14 protein-coding genes and 2 pseudogenes are annotated in these 14,767 nt (G+C 65.0%); 9 read left to right on the forward strand and 7 right to left on the reverse strand.

The genetic code is table 11. From position 1 onward, the window contains the following. Positions 1-760 (forward strand): TCP-1/cpn60 chaperonin family protein (locus tag JOY90_RS29425; protein WP_291694604.1); only part of this gene is annotated, 760 nt, incomplete at its 5' end. A gap of 85 nt (positions 761-845) precedes the next feature. On the opposite strand, the pseudogene JOY90_RS29430 reads toward JOY90_RS29425, so the two are convergent. Then, a pseudogene (locus JOY90_RS29430) lies at positions 846-986 on the reverse strand (antibiotic biosynthesis monooxygenase); the annotation flags it as partial. Here JOY90_RS29430 and JOY90_RS29435 point away from each other — a divergent pair. Together JOY90_RS29435 and JOY90_RS29440 are read left to right on the forward strand one after the other, a co-directional pair. Further along, positions 977-1,183: pseudogene (locus JOY90_RS29435) on the forward strand (MarR family transcriptional regulator); the annotation flags it as partial. The pseudogenes JOY90_RS29430 and JOY90_RS29435 sit on opposite strands and share 10 nt — an antisense overlap. Positions 1,184-1,298: 115 nt before the next feature. Further along, a complete protein-coding gene (locus JOY90_RS29440; protein ID WP_291694605.1) occupies positions 1,299-2,495 on the forward strand; it encodes a hypothetical protein in 1,197 nt (398 codons plus the stop codon). A gap of 78 nt (positions 2,496-2,573) precedes the next feature. On the opposite strand, the gene JOY90_RS29445 is transcribed toward JOY90_RS29440, so the two are convergent. Then, positions 2,574-2,990, reverse strand: a complete 417-nt coding sequence (locus JOY90_RS29445; protein WP_291694606.1) for an META domain-containing protein — start codon at positions 2,988-2,990, stop codon at positions 2,574-2,576. On the opposite strand from JOY90_RS29445, the gene JOY90_RS29450 reads away from it, so the two are divergent. Further along, positions 2,989-3,276 carry a hypothetical protein gene (locus JOY90_RS29450; protein WP_291694607.1) on the forward strand — a complete coding sequence of 96 codons (288 nt, stop codon included), beginning with the start codon at positions 2,989-2,991 and terminating at the stop codon, positions 3,274-3,276. The genes JOY90_RS29445 and JOY90_RS29450 overlap by 2 nt on opposite strands. 16 nt (positions 3,277-3,292) lie before the next feature. After that, on the forward strand, positions 3,293-3,550 hold the full coding sequence (locus tag JOY90_RS29455; RefSeq protein ID WP_291694608.1) for a hypothetical protein: 258 nt from the start codon (positions 3,293-3,295) through the stop codon (positions 3,548-3,550). A gap of 74 nt (positions 3,551-3,624) precedes the next feature. On the opposite strand, the gene JOY90_RS29460 is transcribed toward JOY90_RS29455, so the two are convergent. Next, on the reverse strand, positions 3,625-5,298 hold the full coding sequence (locus JOY90_RS29460; protein ID WP_291694609.1) for an L-lactate permease: 1,674 nt from the start codon (positions 5,296-5,298) through the stop codon (positions 3,625-3,627). 339 nt (positions 5,299-5,637) lie between these two features. Here JOY90_RS29460 and JOY90_RS29465 point away from each other — a divergent pair, with 339 nt between their 5' ends. Then, positions 5,638-7,428: an ABC transporter ATP-binding protein/permease gene (locus tag JOY90_RS29465; protein ID WP_291694610.1), complete on the forward strand. Its 1,791-nt coding sequence runs from the start codon at positions 5,638-5,640 to the stop codon at positions 7,426-7,428. 100 nt (positions 7,429-7,528) lie between these two features. Here the strand turns inward: JOY90_RS29465 and JOY90_RS29470 are convergent, their stop codons facing one another. From JOY90_RS29470 to JOY90_RS29485, 4 genes are all read right to left on the reverse strand, one after another. Beyond that, the gene (locus JOY90_RS29470; RefSeq protein WP_291694611.1) at positions 7,529-8,524 is read right to left on the reverse strand and encodes a TorF family putative porin; all 996 of its coding nucleotides are present in this window, start codon (positions 8,522-8,524) and stop codon (positions 7,529-7,531) included. 420 nt (positions 8,525-8,944) lie between these two features. Beyond that, positions 8,945-9,331, reverse strand: coding sequence for a hypothetical protein (locus JOY90_RS29475; protein ID WP_291694612.1), 387 nt, complete (start codon positions 9,329-9,331; stop codon positions 8,945-8,947). A gap of 33 nt (positions 9,332-9,364) precedes the next feature. Further along, entirely contained in the window at positions 9,365-10,744 is a 1,380-nt protein-coding gene (gene glcF, locus JOY90_RS29480; RefSeq protein ID WP_291694613.1) for a glycolate oxidase subunit GlcF, read from the reverse strand. A gap of 1 nt (position 10,745) precedes the next feature. Continuing rightward, positions 10,746-11,978, reverse strand: a complete 1,233-nt coding sequence (locus JOY90_RS29485; RefSeq protein ID WP_291694614.1) for an FAD-binding protein — start codon at positions 11,976-11,978, stop codon at positions 10,746-10,748. A 273-nt stretch (positions 11,979-12,251) separates the two neighbouring features. Between JOY90_RS29485 and JOY90_RS29490 the strand changes: the two genes are divergently transcribed. From JOY90_RS29490 to JOY90_RS29500, 3 genes are all read left to right on the forward strand, one after another. Next, the gene (locus JOY90_RS29490) at positions 12,252-12,590 is read left to right on the forward strand and encodes a putative quinol monooxygenase (RefSeq protein ID WP_291694615.1); all 339 of its coding nucleotides are present in this window, start codon (positions 12,252-12,254) and stop codon (positions 12,588-12,590) included. 184 nt (positions 12,591-12,774) lie between these two features. Then, complete coding sequence (locus JOY90_RS29495) at positions 12,775-13,767, forward strand: alpha/beta fold hydrolase (protein ID WP_291694616.1); 993 nt, start codon at positions 12,775-12,777, stop codon at positions 13,765-13,767. A 19-nt stretch (positions 13,768-13,786) separates the two neighbouring features. After that, the gene (locus JOY90_RS29500; RefSeq protein WP_291694617.1) at positions 13,787-14,503 is read left to right on the forward strand and encodes an antibiotic biosynthesis monooxygenase; all 717 of its coding nucleotides are present in this window, start codon (positions 13,787-13,789) and stop codon (positions 14,501-14,503) included. The last annotated feature ends 264 nt before the right edge of the window (positions 14,504-14,767 follow it).

A 14,767-nucleotide genomic window follows, 5' to 3' on the forward strand; every position in this document is an offset into this window, starting at 1 on the left:
CGGGGGCCAGCTGATCTCCGATGAGCTCGGCATGAAGCTCGAGAACGTCACGGTGAAGATGCTCGGCCGCGCCCGCAAGGTCGTGATCGACAAGGAGAACACCACGATCGTCAACGGCGCCGGCAAGAAGCCGGACATCGAGGCGCGCGTGGCGCAGATCAAGGCCCAGATCGAGGAGACCACCTCCGACTATGACCGCGAGAAGCTGCAGGAGCGGCTCGCCAAGCTCGCCGGCGGCGTCGCGGTGATCCGCGTCGGCGGCGCGACCGAGGTCGAGGTCAAGGAGAAGAAGGACCGCGTCGAGGACGCGCTCAACGCCACCCGCGCGGCGGTGCAGGAAGGCATCGTGCCCGGCGGCGGCGTCGCGCTGCTGCGTGCCAAGAAGGCGGTCGGCCGCATTCATAACGAGAACCCGGACGTGCAGGCCGGCATCAACATCGTGCTCAAGGCACTGGAGGCGCCGCTGCGCCAGATCGCCGAGAATGCCGGGCTCGAAGGCTCGGTCGTGGTCGGCAAGGTGCTGGAGGACAAGTCCGAGACTTTCGGCTTCGACGCGCAGACCGAGGACTATGTCGACCTCGTCGCCAAGGGCATCATCGACCCCGCCAAGGTGGTGCGCACCGCGCTGCAGGACGCCTCCTCCGTCGCCGGCCTGCTGGTGACCACCGAGGCGATGGTCGCCGAACTGCCGAAGGAGCCGGCAGCGCCGATGCCCGGCGGCGGTGGCGGCATGGGTGGCATGGGCGGCATGGGCTTCTGAGCCGGCCGCTATCCAGCATTCCAAAATTCAAGAAGGCCGCCTCTGGCGGCCTTCTTTTTGGGTGAAGCTGCACGCGGTCGGCAATCTAGGCAACGCAGATGCCCGGAACAGCGACCTTCTGAAAGAGATGCAGGGAGGCAATGGCCGACGACGGATAGGCCGAAAGCTGCGCCCTGAACTCGGGATGCATGAACGCGGCGCGAAAGGCGGCGGTGGACCAACCCGCATCACCGCCGGGCACAACTGGTCGTTCTGACCGACAAGGGACGCCAGGCGTTCGACGCGGCCATGCGCCCGCAGCTTCCCTGGGTGAATGGGCTCGCCGACGGACTTGCCGTCAAGGATATCGAAACCGCCCGCCAAGTCATGACGGAGCTGCGTCACAAGCTGGAGAGCAGAGAAGAGCCCGCCGTGCGCGCGTGACGCGAAGCCGCGGCGCGATCACGTCGCGGCCTGCCTCCGGCCGGCCTTCTTTTTGGCGGATGACGCACCGGTTTGCTGGTAAAGACGAAGCCGATTCACCTTCGAGGAATTTCGCATGCGCGCGCTTCTGGTTCTCGTGGCTGGGCTGATGGCGGCCGTTCCCGGTCTCGCGACGGCGCAGATGAAGCTCTCGACCAAGCCCGATCCCAACGCGACCGAGGTGCGGTATTTCACCGCCATCGACGGCCTGATGAATGGCGACGCCGACGTCGTCCTGAAGGAGACACGGCAGGGCAAGACCGTGAGCGCCGCCACGCTCGACGTCTGCTATCATCCCGACAAGAGCTCCAGCCGGCGGGACCGCTTCGTCGTCAATCTGGCCGTCAGCGGCCAAACCATGACGGGAACCACACAGAGCCTCGGCGAGAAGTCGCCGGTCACGGTCAAGCTGCAGCGCAAGCAGAACGGCGACGGTTTCGATTTCCGCGGCCAGATCACCATCGGCCAGAAGGTCACCGAAGTCGCCTCGAGCGAGAATACCGACGTCAGCGAACGCGAATTCCTGGACAGCCAGACCGTCGATGACGGCATCAATGCGCAGCCGAAGGATTTCACCGAGGTCTCGCCCGAAGCGATCGGTGTCCGCGTCAAGCTCGATGCGGCGCTGGAGTTGCTGAAGAGCTTGAAGGGCCAGGACGTCGAGGTCAGCCTCGGCAGCCTCGATGTGACCTGCGACGCGCTCCGCGCCGGCCAGCAGACCATCAGCCTGTCGGTCGATCCCGACCACGCGGCCGAGCTGATCGCGAAGGCCAAGGCGATGCCCGGCGTCGTCACAGCGGGCTGGACCGCGGGCGCCGTGCAGATGGATCGCACGATGCGCTTCGCCGCCGCCGACTGGCGCGAAGGCGGCAAGATCAACAAGGACAAATTGATGGCGACGATTTCCCTCGTGCTCGCCAAAACGCTCGCGGCGAAGCCCGACAATGCGAGCTTCAGCGCCACCACCGGGAAGCTGCGGCTGCGCTTCAAGCGGCCGAGCCAGCTCTATCCCGCGCTCAGCCTCACCGACACGATCGAGGTCACCGGCCTGGTCGCGCCCGACAAGCCGGGTGAGACCGACCGCCTGATCCTGTGGATCGGCAATCCCGTCACAACGACCTCCGATGAAAGCGCCGGCGCCAAGCTCAATCTGTCGGACGAATCGACCGGCGACGAGGAAAGCGAGGAGCGCGACGACACCGGCTCGATCGAGGCGCTCGCCAAGGAATTGAAGGCCCAGCGTTGGGACGCCGACAAGTCGGCATGGAAATAGCGGGCGGCCACAGCTCAGTTCGCGTTTCGTCGTTCGCAGGGCGGATCAGCGTGGGCTAATCCGCCCCACGATTGCGGCTCAATTCGTATTGATGTGAAAGCGCAGCGTGCGGGCGCCGCCGAAGGTCACCGCGTCGCCTTGACGCCGCCAAGTGGTGGCTTCGCTCAAGGCGGCCAGCAATTCATCGTCGGCCTGCGCCCTCGCGGGCGGGCAGGAGCGATCCTGCATCGGCCCAGGCACGAAGATCACGGTGTTGCCGGCGACGGAGAACTGGCCCTTGCCGCCCTTGCACCACAGCTCGAGCACGACCGTGCCGTTGTCGCTGATGTCGAGATCCGGAATGCGCTTTGATCCCGGCTGCGGCGGTCCATCCAGCGTCATTTCCATGCCGAAGGGGAAGCCGTCCTCGGCCTTGGCGTGAGGCGTGCCTGCAAAGGTTGCAAAGAAGATCAGGGCGACGCCGATCGGTCTCAAAGCCGTTTTGAGCAAACGCATGCAGCCCCTCGAAGATATTTCTCTTGCCCGGCTCGGCTTATCCGACCGCAACACCCTTGGCCAGATTTTCCATGTCATCGTCGTCAAGCCGCGCGCCACAGGTGCATTCGCGACACAGCAGTGGGAGTTGCACCTCTCGTTGCGCAGCGACATGAACAGCCGTTCATCGGACGAAGGCTGCCAAGCGGCATTTTTCTCTCTCAAATTTATTTCTCGCATTTTGCGCGGACAGACGGGAACGAGAAACCGCCTTGCCTGTTTGAGCAACCGGGCAATGTCCCGCTAGTCAAGGAGAAGACGAGATGAGACTTCTGACCAAAGCCGCTGCCGGCGCCGTGCTGGGCGCTGCGATGCTGGCCGGTTCGGCCATGAGCGCATCCGCCGCGATCGTGTGCCGCGGCAACGTGTGCTGGCACACCCACGAGGCCTTCGACTATCCGCACGAAGCCGGAGTGGTCGTCCACGAGGACAATTGGCACTGGGGTCCGCGTGAGCGGTTCGTCTTCCGCGAGCACGAGGGCCGCGGCTACTGGCGCGGCAGCAGGTGGATCGGCTGGTAAACACGCGAGCCTGAGACAGAATCCCCGCGAAGCCTGCCGGCATCGCGGGGATTTTTTGTCACGTCACCGTCATGTCACTGCGCCGGCTTGAGCACCAGCTCCGTGAACGGATAGACATAGGCCTGCAGCGTCACGAGCAGGCCGACCAGACAGGCCAGCACGATCGAGTGCTTGAACACGTAGCGCAGGATCGAGCTTTCATGGCCGTACCAGTTGGTGGCGGTGGAGGCCACGACGATCGACTGGGCGTCGATCATCTTGCCCATGACGCCGCCGCTCGAATTGGCGGCGGCCATCAGCACGGACGGCAGGCCGATCTGCTCGGAGGTGATCTTCTGCAGATTGCCGAACAGGATATTCGAGGCGGTGTCCGATCCGGTCAGCGCCACGCCGAGCCAGCCGAGCAGCGTGCCGAAGAAGGGATAGAGCACGCCGGTCGCGGCGAAGGCGAGACCGAGCGTCGCGTCGACCCCGCCGAGACGGGTCAGCGTGCCGATCGCCAGCATCGCCGAGATCGTGATCAGCGAGATCGCGCACAGGCGGATGGTGCGGCCATATTCGGCCACCAGCTTGGCCGGCGACAGCCCCATCAAGAGACCGGAGATGATCGCCGCGATCAGCATGCCGCTGCCGGTGAAGGACAGATAGGTGAAGGCGAACGTGGCGCCCTCCGGCGTCGGCTTCGCCACCACCGGAGGCACCCGGTTGATCATGTTGTGCAGCTCCGGCACCGGATAATTCCAGGCAAAGATGGAGTTCGCCCAGGTCTTGAAGGCGCCGTTGCCCCAGATCAGCATCACGATGCAGACGATGATCCATGGCAGCAGCGCGCTCCAGAGCTGGCCTTGCGTGAGCGGCGTCTTGTCGAGCGGTGGCGCCTTCGCCATGGTCGCAGCCGATTCATCCTGGCCGCTCAGCGCCGGTGACAGCCAGAGCTGCTTCGGCTGCCAGACCCTGAGGAACAGGATCAGGCAGCCCATCGAGATCAGCGAGGCGCCGATGTCGACGATCCAGGGATTGACGTAGTTCGAGATCACGAATTGCGGGATCGCGAATGAGACGCCGGTCACCAGGATGGCCGGCCAGACGTCCTTCATGCCGCGCCAGCCTGCGAACGCCCATACCACCCAGAACGGCACGATCAGGGAGAACACCGGCAACTGCCGGCCCACCATCGCACCGAGGATGTAGGGATCGAGCCCGGTTACCGACGCAAGGCCCTGGATCGGCGTGCCGAGCGCGCCATAGGCCACCGGCGCGGTGTTGGCGATCAGCGACAACCCGGAGGCCGCGAGCGGCGAGAAGCCGAGCCCGATCAGGATCGAGCCGGTGATCGCAACTGGCGTGCCGAAGCCGGATGCGCCTTCGAAGAAGGCGCCGAACGAGAACGCGACCAGCAGGAGCTGCAGACGGCGGTCCTCGGTGACGCCGCCGACCGCGCGCTTCAACAGCTCGAACTTCCCGGTCGAAACCGTGACCTGATAGAGGAAGATGACGTTGAGCACGATCCAGCCGATCGGGAAGAAGCCCGACACGACACCGAGCAGGGAGGCGCGAATCGACATGCCCGCCGGCATGGTGAAGACGAAGATCGCGATCAGGTTGGTGATGACGACCGCGATGACGGCGGCGACATGCGCCTTCACCCGGCCGCTCGCGATCATCACCAAGAGCGACACCACCGGTATCGCAGCGGCGATCGTCGACAGCGCCGCGCTGCCGAGCGGATTATAGACCTGGTTCCACATTGCACTTCCTCCCCACGCGACTTTCCCGTTCCCGGCCGGCGTGGACGGTCGGCCAACGGTTGACTTGATCGACAGGACTGGCGCTCGCCGTTTTGCCGGCTGCCCTGACAATGAGCGATGCGCCCGGAAAACCGGCAGCGCATGACATGCCAAGCCCGCTCAAAAGCTCGCGAAGTGAGAAAGCCGCCCCGTCTCTCGCCGTTGTGCCCATGCTAGGGTCTGGTCAAAGGCTCGGACAAGCCAGCCCGGATCGTTGTACTTACGACTTTAGTCGAAGCATACGTAAAGGCTGTCCGATATTTTCGGCCTGATCCGCTCCCCCTCCAGCGAGGTTCACCTGTGAAGACCATTCGCGCCACGCTCGCCATCGCATGGCGAATTGCCGCTCCCTATTTCAATTCCGAGGACAAATGGGCGGGCAGAGGACTGCTGGCCGCGGTGATCGCGCTCGAGCTGACGAGCGTGGGAATCGACGTGCTGATCAATTTCTGGCGCAACCATTTCTACAACACGCTGCAGGAGAGAGATTGGCAGGGATTCGTCCACCAGATCCTGATCTTTACCGTCCTCGCCTTCAGCTCTGTCCTGCTCGGGGTCTATCAGCTCTATCTCAATCAATGGCTCCAGATCCGGTGGCGGCGCTGGATGACCAGCCGCTATCTCGCCCACTGGCTGGACGGGCCGGTGCACTATCGCATGCAGCTCAAGGGCGATGCCGCCGACAACCCAGACCAGCGCATGAGCGACGATGTGAAGCTGTTCGTGGACCAGACGCTCAGCGTCAGCCTCGGGCTGTTGAACTCGGTGGTGTCGCTGGCGTCGTTCGTGGTGATCCTGTGGGGACTTTCCGAAGCGGCGCCGCTGTATGTCCTCGGCAGCCCGCTCGCAATCCCGGGCTTCCTGGTCTGGGCCGCGCTGCTCTACGCCGTGATCGGCACCGTCATCACGCAATGGATCGGCGCGCCGCTGGTCAACCTCAATTTCATGCAGCAGCGATACGAAGCCGATTTCCGCTTCAACCTGGTGCGGACCCGCGAGAACTCGGAGCAGATCGCGCTGCTCCGGGGCGAGAGCGCGGAGCGCAAGCGTCTGTCCACGCGGTTCGGCCATGTCATCGACAACTGGCACGGCATCATGGGCCGGACCAAGAGCCTGATGTTCTTCACCCAGAGCTTCGACCAGACCGCGCTCATTATCCCCTTCGTGCTGGTCGCGCCGGCCTATTTCGCCGGCAGGATCGAGCTCGGCGCCATGGTGCAGACGGGCGAGGCCTTCGGCAGCGTGCAGAAGGCGCTGTCGTACTTCGTCTCGACCTATCGCAGCCTCGCCGAGTGGCGCGCGATCCTCGCCCGTCTCGACGGTTTTGAAACCTCGATCGACGGAGCTGTCGCAGCGGCCGGTGAGAGCCCTTCGATCGACGTGGTCGGCGCCGACGGCAGGCACGACATCGATCTCGCCGGGCTCCTGGTCAGGCTGCCGAACGGCAGGCCACTGGTCGCGGCCGATGACTTCACGCTGCGCGCCCATGAAAACACCCTCGTCACCGGCCCATCCGGTGCCGGCAAGTCCAGCCTGTTCCGCGCCATCGCCGGCATCTGGCCGTTCGGCTCCGGCATGATCGCGATCCCTGCCCACGCCTCACTGATGATGCTGCCGCAGCGTCCCTACCTGCCGATCGCCTCGCTAAAAGCTGCGATCGCCTATCCGGCGGAAGCCGAGCGGTTCGGCGCCGAGCGGGTGCGCGAGGTGCTGGACGCGGTCGGGCTTTCCGCGCTCGCGCCGCGGCTCGACGAGGAGGCCCACTGGAACCGGATGCTGTCACCAGGCGAGCAGCAGCGGCTCGGCCTCGCCCGCGCGCTCTTGCATGGGCCGCAATTCTTGTTTCTCGACGAGGCGACCGCGTCGCTGGACGAACCTTCGGAGGCGAAGCTCTACCGCCTGCTCGAGGCGCGGCTGCCGCAGACCACCCTCGTCTCGATCGGGCACCGCTCGACGCTGGAAGCGTTCCATCAGCGCAGCATCGTGCTGGTGCCCGCCGGCGGACAGTTCGCGCTGGCCGACCGCGCACCGGACACCCTCAAAGGTGGCGGCGGATCGGTCGCCGCGCGGCGCAAGCAGACGGACGATTGAGGCTGTGGCGCGGACTTGCTCCGGCGCATACGTCAGAAAAGAAGAAGGACGGCAGATCGCTCCGCCGCCCTTTGATGGTCGTCGTCTCCAGCCGTCGGCCTTACTTCAGGTTCGTCATCGCGGTCAGGTCGGCCGAGAGCTTGACGATGCCGGCCGCGCCGCACCAGTTCGAGCTGGTCCCGAGCGGATTGTTGCCGGTAACCGTAGTGGTTCCGGGGGTGGCATTGAAAGCGCCCGTGAACACGCTGCAATCACCCTTCGACAGATCGGTGTCGGAGTAACGGATATCGAGCGTGAACACCTTGTAGGTGAAGCCGATGCCGATATTCCAGGTGTTGTAATCAGCATAGTGAATGCCGTTCGGGAATACCGGAGTGCCGTAGAAACTGTCGGTGGTCCCGAACCACTGGCGCCCGAACTCGCCGGAGACATACATGCCCACGCCGCTGCTGCCGAAGATCGTGCCCGGGGCGGTGTACTTGCCGGTGACCGAGCTGTAGTTGCCCCAGGCGCCCGAGTTCAGGAAGCTCGGCGTGTAGAATTCGGTCACGCCGAACTGCCAGTTGTCGTTAACCGTGTAGGTGCTCTTGCCGTAGACCTCGAAGAAGCTGACGTCCTTCTTCATGGTGTTACCGTTGAGCAGGAAGTTGGTGGCGCACTCGGTGCCCTGGAAATTCCCAGCGAAGTCGAAGCCGTTGCCGCCGAACTGGCAGGTGCCGCCCGGATACAGGTAGCCCCAGACGCCGATATCGAAGGCGAAGGCACCGAAGGTCGGGCGGATACCGCCGTAGACGTCGACTTCCGCGGCTGCACGGTTGGCGAAGGAAATGCTCTCGCCGGACACGCCGACATAGAGCTGCAGGTCCTTGGTCACGTTGTAGCGGGGCTCGAAGTAGGCCGCGACCGACGGCTTGTGGTTCGACTGGGTGACGCCGCGGAAGATGTAATCGTTCATGATGGCGCCGCCGAACGCGACGTCCCAGGGATCGAACGCTGCCGGCGGCGGTGCCTTCACCGCCTTCACGGGCAAATCGGCCGCCAAGGCGGAACCCGTGACCATCGCCAGCGCCGTTGCCAGCAAAACCACTTTCTTCATGACGATCCCCATCATCTGTCTGAGACCAGCCGGCTCGCCCCCCAATGGGCATCAAAACACCAGACCGCACCCCAACTTCATAACCAGTGCCACAATGTGGAACGCGGCCTCAGACCGGTGAAGCAAAAAAGTGAAGCAACTGCCGACTTTTTGGGCGTTCGGCGTGTTTCAGTCACACTTGCCGTGACGGTGTTGCATTCCGACAACAAACCGGGCGGCCTGGGCGCCCGTAGCCGGACGGGCGAATGCCCGCTGTGGTGCTGATCAATCCGCCCTCGGTCTTCAGCGAATCAGAGGTTGCTTGGGGACATCGCATGCCCGCCAGCCTGCGCAATCGGCCAAAGGGCGGGCGAGCAAAAAGGCCGCGGTCAAGACCGCGGCCCTCTGAGCCTGAAGATGACTCAGCAGCGCCTCGATCGGCTAGCTGCCGTGGTCGTCGTCGCCATGTGAGGCAGCGCTATGCTCCCACGATGACGCGTGGCTGGAGTCGGAGGTCGCCCAGCTCGGCGCCGAGGAGGAAGACTCCGAAACCTCTTCCGCGGGCTCCGGCGTGTAAGCGGGAGCAGCCGGCTTCGGCGTCCGCTTCTTCGCAGCCTTCTTCGCCGGCGCCTTGGCCGCCTTCTTGGCTACCTTGGCCTTGCCGGCCGGCTTCTTCGCCGCCTTGCTCGCAGTCTTGGCCTTCTTCGCCGCTTTCTTCGCGGACTTCTTGGCTGCCTTCTTGGAAGCCTTCTTCGCCGACGTCTTCGCCGTCAGGGTTTTTTTCTTCTTTTCCTTTTTACCCTTCTTGCTCTTCTTCCCTTTCGCCATCGTGATCCTCCTAAATGCCGCCGATCAATGTCATCAGGCGTTCAAGTCGTCCGCGCCTGCCTGCGCGCGGGAGACATTCGATCGGTTCGATCCTGGCTTTGGACCGCCCGTCGCCCAATCGAGAAGCTCAATCGTGTGCACGACGGGGACCGATGTGCCGCTGGCAATCTGCATGATGCATCCGATATTGCCCGCCGCAATCATGTCCGGCTCGACGCTTGCGATGTTGGCGACCTTGCGATCGCGCAATCGGGTCGCAATGTCGGGCTGAAGGATGTTGTAAGTCCCCGCCGAACCGCAACACAAATGACTCTCTGGTACATCTTTCACCACGAATCCGCTCTTGGAAAGCAATTCTTTCGGAAGAGTTGTGATTTTCTGCCCATGTTGCAGCGAACACGCCGAGTGATAGGCGATGGTGACGTCGCCGAATCGCTGTTGTGACGGCCCTGAGGGCGGCCGCAATTCGAGGCCCGCGAGATACTCGGTGATGTCCTTGGCGAGCGCCGAGACATGTGCCGCCGCGCCAGCAAAATCGCGGTCTTCTCGCAGCAGGTAGCCATAATCCTTGATCACGGTTCCGCAGCCGGAGGTGGTCACCAGGATGGCGTCGAGGCCCCCACGCTCGGCCTCGGCGGTCCAGGCCGTGACATTGGCGCGGGCGCGCGCCAGCGCGTCATCGTCGTGACCGAGATGGTGGGTCAACGCGCCGCAGCATTGCTCGTCCCGGACCAGCACGACCTCGATGCCATGGCGCGTCAGCACGCCGATGGCGGCCTGGTTGATTCGCGGCGCCAGCACCTGCTGCGCGCAGCCCTGCAGCAGTGCGACGCGGCCCCGCCGGGGACCCTGCGCGGCGAACACGCTGCCGCCCCCGGGTCCCGGCGCGGGCAACCGGTCCGGCGCCAGCGCCAGCATGGCCCGCGCGCGTCGCAGCAGCGTCGGGGCTGTGGATAACCCCGCAGACGCGGGCAGCAGCGCCGACAATGGCGCGGCGAATCGGGCGAGCCGCAGGCTCAGGCGGAACAGTTTCGGCGCCGGCAGGATGCGGCCGAGCACCGTTCGCAGCAGCCGCTCCGAGAGCGGCCGCGAATAGGTCTCCTCGATCCGGACCCGCGCCTGATCGACCAGATGCATGTAGTTCACCCCCGAGGGGCAGGTCGTCATGCAGGCAAGACAAGACAGGCAGCGATCGATGTGCTTGACGACCTCCGCCGTCGGGGGACGCTCCTTCTCCAGCATCTCCTTGATCAGGTAGATGCGGCCGCGGGGGCTGTCGAGTTCGTCGCCGAGCAGCACATAGGTCGGACAGGTCGCGGTGCAGAAGCCGCAATGGACGCAGGCGCGCAGGATCTTGTCGGCCTCGGCGATGTCGGGGTCGGCGAGCTGGGCCAGGCTGAATTCGGTCTTCATTTCACCCTTCCCGCCGCATCCGGCCGCGGTTGAGGATGCGCTTCGGATCGAAGCTCGCGCGCACCCGCTCGCTCAATTCGGCGACACCGCCCGCCTGCGGCTGGAAGACGTCGACCTCGCGACGCACCCCCTCCGGAGCCCGGATCAGGGTGGCGTGGCCCATGGCGGCCGCGGCGCGCTGGCGCACCAGCGCCGCATGGGCGTCGGCCTCCGGCGGCAGCGCCGCCCAGATCAATCCGCCGCCCCAGTCATAGATCACGTCGCCGCCAGTCGCGTCGGCCAGCGCCTGCCCCAGCGCGCCACCCGCGGCCGGCGGGCAGACGACGCGCCACACCACCCCCGCGCCCAGGGCGCCCGCCGCCGCGAAGGGCTGCACGTTCCGGACGGCCGCCCAGACCGCCGCGGAGACCGCGTCTTCGAGCATCTCGACCGTCCCGAACGGCGCCAGGGTCCTGGCCAACGAGCCCGCACGCTGGCTAGCGGACGCGGTGATACCCTCCAGCCGCAACAGGGTCACCGCCTGCCCCGACGTCCCCAGCCCATCCAGCGCCCTTGCGCCGCCACGCAGCGCCGAGGCCGGCAGATGCGCCGCGCCCGAAACGTCGAACGGCGAGCTCAGCGCCGCCGTCATCGCGCGGTTGGCGGCGAGATCGTCCAGCCCCCGCAACACCAGGGTGCGCTCGGCCTCGGGACACGGCATCACCTTCAGCGTCACCTCGGTCATGACCGCGAGCGTGCCCCAGGAACCCGCCAGCAATTTGCAGAGATCGTAACCGGTGACGTTCTTGACCACCTTGCCGCCGGTCTTGAAGGTTTCGCCGTAGCCGGAGACCGCATGCGCGCCGAGCAGATGGTCCCGGACGCCGCCGGCTCTGACGCGACGCGGCCCGGCCAGCCCCGCGCCGATCATGCCGCCGACGGTGCCGGGCCCAGGCAGACCCAGGAGGGCGGTGGTGTCGACCGGCTCGAAGGCGAACTGCTGGTTCTTGGAATCGATCAGCGACGTCACGTCCGACAGCGGCGCGCCTGCCGCGACCGTGATGATCAGCTCGCTCGGCTCGTAGGAGACCACCGCACTCAGCGCCGACAGATCGAGCACCGCGTTGGTCGCCATCGGCTGGCCGATCCGCCGCTTGCTGCCATGGCCGATGACCTCGAGCGGCTGCTCGCCGGCGATCGCCGCACGCACCACCTCTCCGACGTCATTGGTATCACGTACCTTCAGAATATCCATGAGCGACCCGGTCCAGACTTCAGCTTCCTTCTAGAGAGATGTCGGCGTCGGGCACAAGGGCGAGATTGCCCCGCATCCGCGGATATCGACGGCGAATCCCCGACCCGCGCGACGTTGCACCGCGGCGAGCCGCCGATGCCGTTCGGCCGGACATCCTCGTTTCGATCGGCATCGAAGGGTTACAATCACAATTCGTCAAATATCGAATTGTAATCGTGGTGGCGCGTGCTACCTCCTCGCTCGCGAACCAAGGCAAGTCAAAAGGAGAAGATCATGACCCGATATGCAATCGACGGAACCACGATCAACGACGCCGTCAGCGGCGGCGGGCTGCTCGTGGTCGCGCAGTGGGAAGCCAAGGAAGGCGAGGCGGACAAAGTGGCTTCCATCCTGGCCCGCTTCCTCCCCGAGGCGCAGCGCGAGCCCGGCGCGAAACTGTTCCTGATTGGCCGGTCGAAGGACAATCCGGCGCAGTTCCTGTTCTATGAGTTGTTTCGCGACGAGGCCGCGTTCAAGGCGCATCAGGACAGCGCGCATTTCAAGGCCCATGTCGCCGGCGAGGCGCTGCCGCTCCTCGCAAAGCGCGAACGCGCGCAATACACGCTGCTGTGAGCCGCCCGCGGCTCCCTGCGTTCCGTGCAGGAACATCGGGCTTTGCGCCCGATCTTCCTGCGCTCATCTCTGACGCAAGGCAACGCAAGACAACAACCGTCACTTCGAGCATCGTCGAAGTGACGGGCTGAACCAGCCGCCGCCGGCCCGCGTTGTTGCGCGTAACGAGACGGAGATTTTCGCCATGCCGAACACGTCGGTCGCGACGAAACTCGATCCGCGCGAGGAGCATTTTCGCATTCCGGGACCGCGCGACGGATTGTCTTTGTTTCTGCGCTTTCTGCCTGCCGCCGGCACGGCGTTCCGTCCGCGCCGCGCGGTGCTCTATGTCCATGGCGCGACGTTTCCATCGGCATTGTCGATCGCGCACCGCTTCGACGGCAAATCGTGGCGCGACGCGCTCAACGAGGCCGGATTCGACGTCTGGGGCCTGGACTTCCACGGCTTCGGCCACTCCGACCGCTATCCGGAAATGGAGCTTCCGCCGGGTGACAATCCGCCGCTCTGCATCGCAGAAGATGCCGCACAGCAGGTCACGGCGGCGGTCCGCTTCATCCTGGCGCATCAGGAGTTGAAGGCGCTTTCGCTGATCGCGCATTCCTGGGGATCGATGCCGGCCTGCCGTTTCGCCGGAGAAAATCCCGAGGCGGTCGATCGCCTGGTGCTGTTCGGCCCGATCGGCCGGCGCGGGCCGCGACGCTACGAGACGCCGCCGATATTTCCGGCCTGGCGCATCGTGACGGCTCAGGACCAATGGAACAGATTCATCGAGGACGTGCCCGCCGGCGAGCCACCGGTGCTGTCGCGGTCGCATTTCGAGGAATGGAGCGAGCGCTATCTCGACTCCGATCCGGAAAGCCGCAGGCGCGAGCCGCACGGCGTCAAGACGCCACTCGGCCCGTTCAGCGAGATCATCAAGGCCTGGCACGGACAGTTGGCCTACGATCCCGCCAAGGTCCGCGCACCGGTCGCGATCGTCAGAGGCGAATGGGACGGATTGATTCCCGACGACGATGCACGCTGGCTGTTCGACGCGTTCGCGCGATCGCCGATCAAGCGCGACGTCAAGATCGGCCGCGGCACCCACCTGATGCATCTCGAATCGATGCGGCTCGCGCTACGGCGCGAGAGCATCGACTTCCTGCGTGGCGACGACGCCGCGTCCGTGCCTGCGTGATAAGACGAAGGAGAAACGCATGTTTTCCGTGATCTTCGAAGTGCTGCCCGGCGAGGGCAGGAAGGATGACTATCTCAAGCTCGCCAAGCATCTGAAGCCGATTCTCGAAACCATCGACGGCTTCGTCGACAACGAGCGCTTCGAGAGCCGGCGCCGGCCCGGCTGGGTGCTGTCGCACTCGACCTGGCGCGACGAGAAATCGGTGGTGCGCTGGCGCACCGAGGCCGAGCATCATGCCACCCAGGCCAAGGGCCGCTTCGACATCTTCAGGGATTATCACCTGCGCGTCGGCGAGGTGACGGCCGACACCGCGCCGCCGAAGGAGGCACCGATCCTGGAACGGCGCTTCGACGAGACCGAGGTGGGCGCGGCGAAACTGGTGACGTTCACCGAGATCACGCCGCGCAAGGATGCGGCGGTGACCGCACAGGCCAATCTGCTTCCGGCGCATCTCGGTCTCGACGTGAAGGATGATGCGGTCATCGATTACGACATCTGGGCCAGCATCTACAATCCCGGCAAGATGGCGCTGCTGGTGGCCTGGAAGGACGCCAAGGCGGCCAGCGCCTGGGCGCCGAAGCCGATCGAGGGCATCGAGAAGCTGCGGCATCGCAGCGTCCGCGTCATCCGCGACTACGGCCGTTTCGATCGCCGCGAGGCGCCGCAATACTATGCCGACGTGAAGGGCGGCGAGACCAGGCACGCGTCGCCGGCGCGGAAGGTGACGACGGTGTAGCACGCGGGAAGTGCAAGTGCGCAGTGTGGGCTAAGCGACCACGTCCGCCGTAGCTCAACGAGCGAAGGCGGAAGCGTGCCCACCATTCAGCATCATGTTCGCTGAAACATGGTGGGCACGGCGCTTCCACCTTCGCTCTGCGAGCTACGGCGGACGCAGTCGCGCCTTAGTCGTACTGAGTCACAAGAAGATTCAAGCCATTGAATCGACTCGTCTTTGTGCAAATATGGTCGCTCCAAAAAGCTCAAGAGTTTCAACGAGAGC

The organism is Bradyrhizobium sp. (assembly GCF_019242285.1).
Classification (GTDB): domain Bacteria; phylum Pseudomonadota; class Alphaproteobacteria; order Rhizobiales; family Xanthobacteraceae; genus Bradyrhizobium.

What these genes read in the sequence shown, in the direction of transcription:
- glcF (WP_291694613.1), bottom strand. Translation starts at nt 10,744, where the DNA reads ATGAAGACCGAATTCAGCCTGGCCCAGCTCGCCGACCCCGACATCGCC.
- JOY90_RS29485 (WP_291694614.1), bottom strand. Translation starts at nt 11,978, where the DNA reads ATGGATATTCTGAAGGTACGTGATACCAATGACGTCGGAGAGGTGGTG.
- JOY90_RS29455 (WP_291694608.1), top strand. Translation starts at nt 3,293, where the DNA reads ATGAGACTTCTGACCAAAGCCGCTGCCGGCGCCGTGCTGGGCGCTGCG.
- JOY90_RS29475 (WP_291694612.1), bottom strand. Translation starts at nt 9,331, where the DNA reads ATGGCGAAAGGGAAGAAGAGCAAGAAGGGTAAAAAGGAAAAGAAGAAA.
- JOY90_RS29440 (WP_291694605.1), top strand. Translation starts at nt 1,299, where the DNA reads ATGCGCGCGCTTCTGGTTCTCGTGGCTGGGCTGATGGCGGCCGTTCCC.
- JOY90_RS29450 (WP_291694607.1), top strand. Translation starts at nt 2,989, where the DNA reads ATGCAGCCCCTCGAAGATATTTCTCTTGCCCGGCTCGGCTTATCCGAC.
- JOY90_RS29460 (WP_291694609.1), bottom strand. Translation starts at nt 5,298, where the DNA reads ATGTGGAACCAGGTCTATAATCCGCTCGGCAGCGCGGCGCTGTCGACG.
- JOY90_RS29470 (WP_291694611.1), bottom strand. Translation starts at nt 8,524, where the DNA reads ATGAAGAAAGTGGTTTTGCTGGCAACGGCGCTGGCGATGGTCACGGGT.
- JOY90_RS29490 (WP_291694615.1), top strand. Translation starts at nt 12,252, where the DNA reads ATGACCCGATATGCAATCGACGGAACCACGATCAACGACGCCGTCAGC.
- JOY90_RS29495 (WP_291694616.1), top strand. Translation starts at nt 12,775, where the DNA reads ATGCCGAACACGTCGGTCGCGACGAAACTCGATCCGCGCGAGGAGCAT.
- JOY90_RS29445 (WP_291694606.1), bottom strand. Translation starts at nt 2,990, where the DNA reads ATGCGTTTGCTCAAAACGGCTTTGAGACCGATCGGCGTCGCCCTGATC.
- JOY90_RS29500 (WP_291694617.1), top strand. Translation starts at nt 13,787, where the DNA reads ATGTTTTCCGTGATCTTCGAAGTGCTGCCCGGCGAGGGCAGGAAGGAT.